Below are 6,553 nucleotides of genomic sequence, written 5' to 3'. Positions count from 1 at the left end.
CTCACCGGACAGGATCAACTCGGCCTTCGGCCGCCCAGTACGTGCCACAGACCAAGCTTATACATCTGAACGGAATTCCTGACTCAGAAGACTAGTAGTGCTTTGTTAACTGGTGTCGTGGGGCTGCCTTGGGGCGGGTTGTCGGCAGGTGGGGCAGGTGCCGGTCCAGGTGGCGAGTAGATGTTGGATGAGGTCCAGGGCCTGGTAGAGAGTCAGGCCCTGGCAGGGGCTTTTGGGCAGGTCCGCTGCTCGGTCAGGAACAGGTGGGCGGCGGTGACGAGGGTGACGTGGCGGTGCCAGCCGGTGAACGAACGTCCCTCGAAGTGGTCCAGTCCTAAAGCGGTCTTCAGTTCGCGGTAGTCGTGCTCGATCCGCCACCGGGCCTTCGCCAGCCGGACCAGGTCCTTGGCGGGGATGTTCGCGGGCAGGTCCGAGATCCAGTACTTCACCGGCTCCGCCTCGGCCTCGGGCCACTGCGCGATCAGCCAGACCAGCGGAATCGTCCCGTCGGCCGCCGGTTTCGGGCGGCGGCCGGCGAGGCGGACCCGAAGGAGCACGAAGTGCGAGCTCATCGCGGCCTTGGAGCCTTTGCGCCAGGTCAGCGTCCGGCCACGGCTTCGTCCGGCAGCCGGCACATGGTCGCGTAACGAACGTGGCCGGGTGCGGTATCGAGGCAGAGGGCGGGGCCCGAGCCCGCTGTAGGCGGGCTGATGCGGCTCGGCATCCTGACCGTGGGCGGTCATTTCGCCCTTGACCTGCAGGACGTAGGCCAAACCCCGGTCCTCCAGGCCGTGACGGAAGTCGGCGTTCGCGCCGTAGCCGGCGTCGGCGACCAGTGCGGCGGGCCGCAGGCAGCCGATCGCGGACAGCTCACAGAGACCGTGGGCGGTCCGGATGCCCCGCGGTCGACTTGCGGGCCCGTGTCCTGTGCGGGTCAGGGCTCTTGGGGCGATAGCGTGGTCGCCAGAAGCAGTCGTGGTTCCGAGCCGCTGCTCGCCCGTGATCGCGGTCATGGGCGTCTTCGGACCCTGCGATCGCGCGAGGTCGGCCGGACGCGGAGCTCGCGCAGTGCGGGCGCCGGCGATTGCGCACGTCGAGGAGAACAGCATGGCTACAGGCACCGTGAAGTGGTTCAACGCCGAGAAGGGCTTCGGTTTCATCGAGCAGGACGGCGGCGGCCCTGACGTCTTCGCCCACTACTCGAACATCGCCGCCCAGGGCTTCCGCGAGCTGCAGGAGGGCCAGAAGGTCGAGTTCGACGTCACGCAGGGCCAGAAGGGCCCGCAGGCAGAGAACATCCGCCCGGTCTGAGCGGCTCCATCCCTCGACGCCCCGCAGGCGGCCCTCAGCTGCAGCGGGGCGTCGCCCGCTTCGTGCGGTCCTGGGCCGAGGAGAACGCCGCCGCCGGCCCCACCAGATCGTTGAAGGGCTGGCCGACAGCGTCATGGCCTGCCTGGGCAAAGGCCGCACCAACGCGGTTGTCGAGTACGAGCTGCACATTGCGGCCCTGCGCCGCCCGGAACTGCGGGAGGCGGCCAGCCTGTCGGCACGGGTCAGCACCGAGGTCATGACCCCTCTGGTCGGCCCGGTCGCCGCCGCCACCATCCCCCCGCTGATGACAGGACTGTGCCTGCACGTGATGACGGCCCCGACACCCCCCACCCGGGACGAGGTCCTCGCCATCGTGCGCAACGCCCTGCTTCTGCCGCGGTGAGCGGCGCGACGGGGCAACGGGGCAACAGGGCGACCAGCGCCCCACGTCTGCCGACGCCACACCTGAAGGCCTTGTCCGCCCCCTCGATCGTGATCTTCATGAACGGCGGCGAGGCGACCAGCTTCTCGGCGGCGCACAAAGCGGAGCTGACCATCACGATCCCCGTCGACACCAACTGGACCGTCGACCGGGCCGAGCGCGCTGATGTGGTGGCGCGTCTCGCCTCGGATAACGGGTGCTCTTCATGTCGTCGCCGGGCCGCGTTCTCCCAGGTCGGCGAGCTAGTGGTGGAGGAGCCACCAGACTCCTCCTGCGATGAGCACCATTGAAACCACCACTCGTCAGCGGCCGGTCTGAGCACGCAGGCTGCGGGGACTGCAGCTGAATCCATCGCAGAAATGCTTCCCGCCGGCGCCCACGGGAGCGGGCGGCGGCCGGAACCCGGACCGGTGGGTCAGAGCTTGGTGAAGCACATGGTGTAGTCGAACCCGCGGGACGCCGTGTGCTGGATGCCGTAGTCGAACTTCGGCCCGCACTTCATGCCCTCGCCGGGCAGGATCTCGCCGGTCTTGTACTGGGCCTCCGCCGAACCGCAGTCGACAATCGTCGGCACCGGCTTGCCCTGCGGGTCCTGCACCTTGACGCAGTCGCCGACCTTCGGCTCGTGAGTCTTGTCCTCTTCGTGCTGGGCGACAGCCGCGGCTTCCTTCTTCGCCTGGCCGCCGTTGGGGTTGGTGTTGTAGTCGTACACCCAGTAGCCGACACCACCAACTATCGCCAGGAAGATGACCATAGTGAGGAGCAGCTGGAGCACGTTCCCGTGCCGCGGCCGGTTCGGGCCCACAGGCGCCGGCTGCTGGGGCCGCCCATAGGGCTGCTGCTGGTAGGACGGCGGTGTTGACATGGTGACCCCCATGGATCAGATACGGCAAGGGAAGGGTCGCAGCGACGACCATGCGCAGGCTACCGTCTGTGACTGACGACCGATCAGCCGCCTTGGCGTTCCCAACTGCGGTGTGCGGGGGCAGCGGTTGGCCGAAGCTCGGTGCGCGGGAAAACGTAGGAGCCCGGGCGCCGGCGCCGGATGCGTGATGACTAGTTCCGCCGCGGCCAGGCGTAGCCGAGGGACTCGGCCAGCTCCCGGTCCCCGCCCGTCAGCGTGGCGTACGTCGTGGGGTCGGTGCTCTCCAGCCGCTCCACCGCCGCCGCGGCCTGTGCCTCGGCCGGGCGGCCGTCGCTGAACGCCAAGACCGCCGCCGGAGCCGAGCCCGGCGGCCCGGCCTTCGTCTACGTCGACCAGTGGGGCAACCTCGGATCCCGCCGACTCTCCCCGGACGGGGTCGGGCGGGCCATGGCCCGGGCCGCCCGGTACGCCGGCGCGCTGCTCAATACCGTGATCGCCGCTTACAGCGGCCGGATCGGTGCGGCGTCAAGCCCCGAGAGCTGTGTCGCTTCGTTCGGATAGCATCGCAGATGCCCACGAATGTCTTCGTAGTCAGACTCTGTCATATCGGTGATGTCGTCAGCTTCGCTGAGGCTCCACCATCATGGCCCTTCCCATGCGCCTGCCCTGTGCGTCGAAGACACCGATCCGGACCGCGTCCGTGGCACGCTGAGGCCACTGTGTATACGCTTCTCCGATCGCCTGGGCCTGCATGTCGGGGTCGTCCTTCTTCGGGTTCAGGTCGGTGTGGATGTAGGCGTACACCGCGTCTCCCTCCACCACGCGCTGCACCGCCTTCACGTGGCTCACGACGGACCAGTCCGAGTTGTTTGCGGAGGCGGCCCATGTCTTGAAGAGTTCGCCGTCCCTGGCCTCGTCCTGGTGGTAGAACCCGTGGGGCTGGGGTGTGAGGCGGTCGGGTACGGCGAGGTCTCCCTTCGGTTGGGATTCCAGTGAGCATCCGGCCAGTGCAAGGAGGGATGCGGTCAGCAACAGACGGCGTGTGATCAAGGCGAGCTCCTCGGGTGCCGGAATGGGAGAGGCCCCAAACCGTAGTCAGTGCGGGGGCTCGGTGACAGTGGGGGGTTACATGGTCAGTTCGTCGGCCTTGTCGCCCCAGTTCCCGCCCGTCGGGTAGCTGTAGCTGTGCAGGTTTCCGAGGCATCCGCCCAGTCCGGTGATGATGGACGGGTCCGGCATCCCGGTGCGCCAGTCGTAGAGTGCCATGCCGCCGATCTCGTCGTTGTTGCAGGTGGACGACGCCTGGTCGCGGAAGGAGTAGTCGCCAAGGTTCTTCGAGCCGTCGCTGTAGAAGGTGAGCTGGCGGCCGTAGTACCAGATGTCGGCCCAGATGCGGGTGGAACCGAACGGGGTGTAGGCGGTGCTGTTACCGTCGACCGCGATGGCCATCGAGCCGGACTTGTTCGGTGCGCCCTTCTTCATCGTCAGGTCCGATCTGCCTTCGGGCGCCTCGGGGATCTCGTACTTGGTCCCCTTCTTGGCCTTCTTGTAGGAGTCGGTGGCGGCCTTCCAGGCGTACCGGGACGGCATGGAGGACCAGCTCGGCTCGCTCGGCCTGGTGCTGAACGCCGTGGTGCTCTAAACGACCCGCTACATCGACGCCGCGGTCGCCCAGCTCCGCGCGGAGGGGCACGAGATCCGGGACGAGGACATCGCGCGGCTGTCCCCGCTCAAGCACCGCAACCTCAACGTTCTGGGCCGCTATAGCTTCACCGCCTCCACCCCGGCGAGCGGCGCCCTGCGGCCGTTGCGCGACCCGGACGCAGCCGGACTCGACGACGACGAGGACGGCAGGGAAGGGTGAATGCGCAGGCCGCACCTGCCGTTCCGGCCGCGTAGGCGCGAGTGCCGGTCGACGCAGGATCGGATACCGATATCGGTTTCGTCACTGCCGGAGGTGTCGAGGTGCGGGAGTTCCAGCGCGGTGCGGTGCGGCTGCACATCCTGCACCAGGCGGCCGAGGAGGAGATCCACGGCGCGTGGATGACCGAGGAACTGGCCCGCCACGGCTACCAGATCAGCCCCGGCACCCTGTATCCGACGCTGCACCGGCTGGAGGCCGACGGGCTGCTGGTCTCCGAGACGCGGGTGGTCGACGGCCGTACCCGGCGGGTCTACAAGGTGACCGAGGCCGGGGAGCAGGCCCTCGCGGAAGACCGCAGGGCGCTCAGGGAACTCGCCCGTGAGGTACTCGGCGACGAAGCCCGGTAGACCGGCGGCCGGTCAGCGGACCGCAGAGGCCGGGACCGCGGCCGTGCGGGCCAGGCGCGCGTCGAGCGAGAGGGCGCCTGCGCCGACCAGGAGCAGGAAGAGGCTGCCGCACAGCTGGGCGAGGTCGGTGCGCGATTCGTGGGCGAAGTCCCACCAGCCGGTCTTGCCGGCGAACAGCGCGGCGTCGCCCCACAGGATCGGCAGCTTGGTGATCAGCAGGGCGCCGAGCATGTTCACGATCATGGGGATCACGGCGAGCCGGGTGAGCAGTCCTACCAGGATCAGCAGGCCGCACACGATCTCGAAGAGGCCGTCGAGGGGCGCGAAGAAGCCGGGGACGGGAATGCCGGCCTTGTCGAACCGGCCGACGCCCTGCGCCTCCGGGCGGAGGAACTTCAAGATGCCCTCGGAAAGGAAGACCGCGCCGACGTACAGACGGATGAGAACCGTCGCGGCGGGTGCGCTGGTGGCGGTCAGCTGGGCCTGCCGGATGCTGAGCTGCGTCATGAGAATGCCCCTCTGCCTTGGCGAAGACGTCTCGGATACCGATCGTCCCGCGCGGCAAAGGGGCACCAGCGGCTTTCCGTCCCTTCCGGGGCGGGCGCGTCGTACCTGGGAACTGCGGGCGGCCACGATGCGGCGCACCCCGTAGGCGGCGGCCCGAGGACCAGGACCGCGGCACCCCAGATCACCGAGGACACCGGGAGGGCGAAGGCCAGGAAGAGGCAGCCGGTCAGCCCGAGGACGGGGACCACCCTGGCCGGGCGGGCCTCGTCCGGCGTGAGGGTCCAGGCGGAGATGTTGGCGATTGCGTAGTACGCCAGGACGCCGAAGGAGGAGAACCCGATCGCCCCGCGCACGTCCGCCGTCGCGGCGACCGCGGCAACCACCGCGCCCACCAGGAGCTCTGCCCGGTGCGGCACCTTGAACTTCGGGTGCACCGTGGCCGGCCCGTGCGGCAGGTGCCGGTCGCGGGCCATGGCCAGGGTGGTGCGAGAGACACCGAGGATCAGCGCGAGCAGCGAGCCGAGCGCGGCCACCACCGCACCGACGCGCACCACCGGCACCAGCCAGTCGGCGCCCGCCGCCCGGGCCGCCTCCGACAGGGGCGCGGCGGCCTGCGCCAGCCCCTGCGGGCCCAGCACGGACAACACGGAGACGGCGCCGACGGCGTAGACGACCAGGGTGATACCGAGCGCGATCGAGATACCCCGGGGGATGGTGCGCTGCGGGTCGCGGACCTCCTCGCCGAGAGTTGCGATGCGCGCGTACCCGGCGAACGCGAAGAACAGCAGGCCCGCCGCCTGGAGCACCCCGTCGAAGGTCGCGTCACCCCCGACATCAAGCCGAGCCGCGCTCGACGCCGATGAGGTGAGGGAGGCGACCGCCACGGCGGCGAGCACCGCCAGAACCACCGCCACGATTACCCGGGTCAGCAGCGCCGACTTCTGCCCCCCGGCGTAGTTCACCGCGGTCAGCGCCACCACCGCCGCGACCGCGTGAGCCTGGCCAGGCCACACGTACGACCCCACCGTGAGAGCCATGGCCGCGCAGGAAGCGGTCTTGCCCACCACGAACCCCCACCCGGCGAGGTGATCTGCAACGTCCCTCGGGACGATGACGGCAAAGTGCGCTCACCGCCCAAGTCTCCCAGTTCGCCGGAC

At 69.2% G+C, this 6,553-nt stretch carries 9 protein-coding genes and 3 pseudogenes; 6 read left to right on the top strand and 6 right to left on the bottom strand.

Annotation, left to right across the window (positions count from 1 at the left end):
* Nucleotides 1-212: 212 nt before the first annotated feature.
* Nucleotides 213-878: pseudogene (locus ACWGIF_RS11425) on the bottom strand (IS701 family transposase); the annotation flags it as partial.
* A 229-nt stretch (nucleotides 879-1,107) separates the two neighbouring features.
* Here ACWGIF_RS11425 and ACWGIF_RS11420 point away from each other — a divergent pair.
* From ACWGIF_RS11420 to ACWGIF_RS11410, 3 genes are all read left to right on the top strand, one after another.
* Nucleotides 1,108-1,311 carry a cold-shock protein gene (locus ACWGIF_RS11420; protein ID WP_391705659.1) on the top strand — a complete coding sequence of 68 codons (204 nt, stop codon included), beginning with the start codon at nucleotides 1,108-1,110 and terminating at the stop codon, nucleotides 1,309-1,311.
* A 70-nt stretch (nucleotides 1,312-1,381) separates the two neighbouring features.
* Nucleotides 1,382-1,714, top strand: a complete 333-nt coding sequence (locus ACWGIF_RS11415; protein WP_453494545.1) for a hypothetical protein — start codon at nucleotides 1,382-1,384, stop codon at nucleotides 1,712-1,714.
* Between the two features lie 98 nt (nucleotides 1,715-1,812).
* Nucleotides 1,813-2,043 carry a hypothetical protein gene (locus ACWGIF_RS11410; protein ID WP_453494528.1) on the top strand — a complete coding sequence of 77 codons (231 nt, stop codon included), beginning with the start codon at nucleotides 1,813-1,815 and terminating at the stop codon, nucleotides 2,041-2,043.
* 125 nt (nucleotides 2,044-2,168) lie between these two features.
* Here the strand turns inward: ACWGIF_RS11410 and ACWGIF_RS11405 are convergent, their stop codons facing one another.
* Entirely contained in the window at nucleotides 2,169-2,618 is a 450-nt protein-coding gene (locus tag ACWGIF_RS11405) for an LppU/SCO3897 family protein (protein ID WP_453494526.1), read from the bottom strand.
* Nucleotides 2,619-2,873: 255 nt separating this feature from the next.
* Here ACWGIF_RS11405 and ACWGIF_RS11400 point away from each other — a divergent pair, with 255 nt between their 5' ends.
* The gene (locus ACWGIF_RS11400) at nucleotides 2,874-3,179 is read left to right on the top strand and encodes a hypothetical protein (RefSeq protein ID WP_453494523.1); all 306 of its coding nucleotides are present in this window, start codon (nucleotides 2,874-2,876) and stop codon (nucleotides 3,177-3,179) included.
* Nucleotides 3,180-3,236: 57 nt separating this feature from the next.
* On the opposite strand, the gene ACWGIF_RS11395 is transcribed toward ACWGIF_RS11400, so the two are convergent.
* Both ACWGIF_RS11395 and ACWGIF_RS11390 read right to left on the bottom strand, forming a co-directional pair.
* A complete protein-coding gene (locus ACWGIF_RS11395) occupies nucleotides 3,237-3,668 on the bottom strand; it encodes a hypothetical protein (protein ID WP_453494521.1) in 432 nt (143 codons plus the stop codon).
* Nucleotides 3,669-3,743: 75 nt separating this feature from the next.
* Complete coding sequence (locus ACWGIF_RS11390; RefSeq protein ID WP_453494518.1) at nucleotides 3,744-4,208, bottom strand: hypothetical protein; 465 nt, start codon at nucleotides 4,206-4,208, stop codon at nucleotides 3,744-3,746.
* Between ACWGIF_RS11390 and ACWGIF_RS11385 the strand changes: the two are divergent.
* Nucleotides 4,195-4,482, top strand: a pseudogene (locus tag ACWGIF_RS11385) (Tn3 family transposase); the annotation flags it as partial. The gene ACWGIF_RS11390 and the pseudogene ACWGIF_RS11385 sit on opposite strands and share 14 nt — an antisense overlap.
* A gap of 101 nt (nucleotides 4,483-4,583) precedes the next feature.
* On the top strand, nucleotides 4,584-4,889 hold the full coding sequence (locus tag ACWGIF_RS11380; protein ID WP_453494515.1) for a PadR family transcriptional regulator: 306 nt from the start codon (nucleotides 4,584-4,586) through the stop codon (nucleotides 4,887-4,889).
* A 12-nt stretch (nucleotides 4,890-4,901) separates the two neighbouring features.
* Here the strand turns inward: ACWGIF_RS11380 and ACWGIF_RS11375 are convergent, their stop codons facing one another.
* Nucleotides 4,902-5,396 (bottom strand): DoxX family protein, encoded by a 495-nt coding sequence (locus tag ACWGIF_RS11375; RefSeq protein ID WP_453494543.1) that lies wholly within the window; start codon nucleotides 5,394-5,396, stop codon nucleotides 4,902-4,904.
* Between the two features lie 108 nt (nucleotides 5,397-5,504).
* Nucleotides 5,505-6,484: pseudogene (locus ACWGIF_RS11370) on the bottom strand (APC family permease); the annotation flags it as partial.
* Nucleotides 6,485-6,553 lie beyond the last annotated feature (69 nt).

It is taken from the genome of Streptomyces sp. NPDC054849 (assembly GCF_053610945.1).
This window is presented reverse-complemented; position numbering and strand designations above follow the sequence as displayed.

Excerpts from the sequence above, each read along its gene's own strand:
- ACWGIF_RS11410 (WP_453494528.1), top strand. The coding sequence starts at position 1,813 with ATGAACGGCGGCGAGGCGACCAGCTTCTCGGCGGCGCACAAAGCGGAG.
- ACWGIF_RS11420 (WP_391705659.1), top strand. The coding sequence starts at position 1,108 with ATGGCTACAGGCACCGTGAAGTGGTTCAACGCCGAGAAGGGCTTCGGT.
- ACWGIF_RS11405 (WP_453494526.1), bottom strand. The coding sequence starts at position 2,618 with ATGTCAACACCGCCGTCCTACCAGCAGCAGCCCTATGGGCGGCCCCAG.
- ACWGIF_RS11390 (WP_453494518.1), bottom strand. The coding sequence starts at position 4,208 with ATGCCGTCCCGGTACGCCTGGAAGGCCGCCACCGACTCCTACAAGAAG.
- ACWGIF_RS11375 (WP_453494543.1), bottom strand. The coding sequence starts at position 5,396 with ATGACGCAGCTCAGCATCCGGCAGGCCCAGCTGACCGCCACCAGCGCA.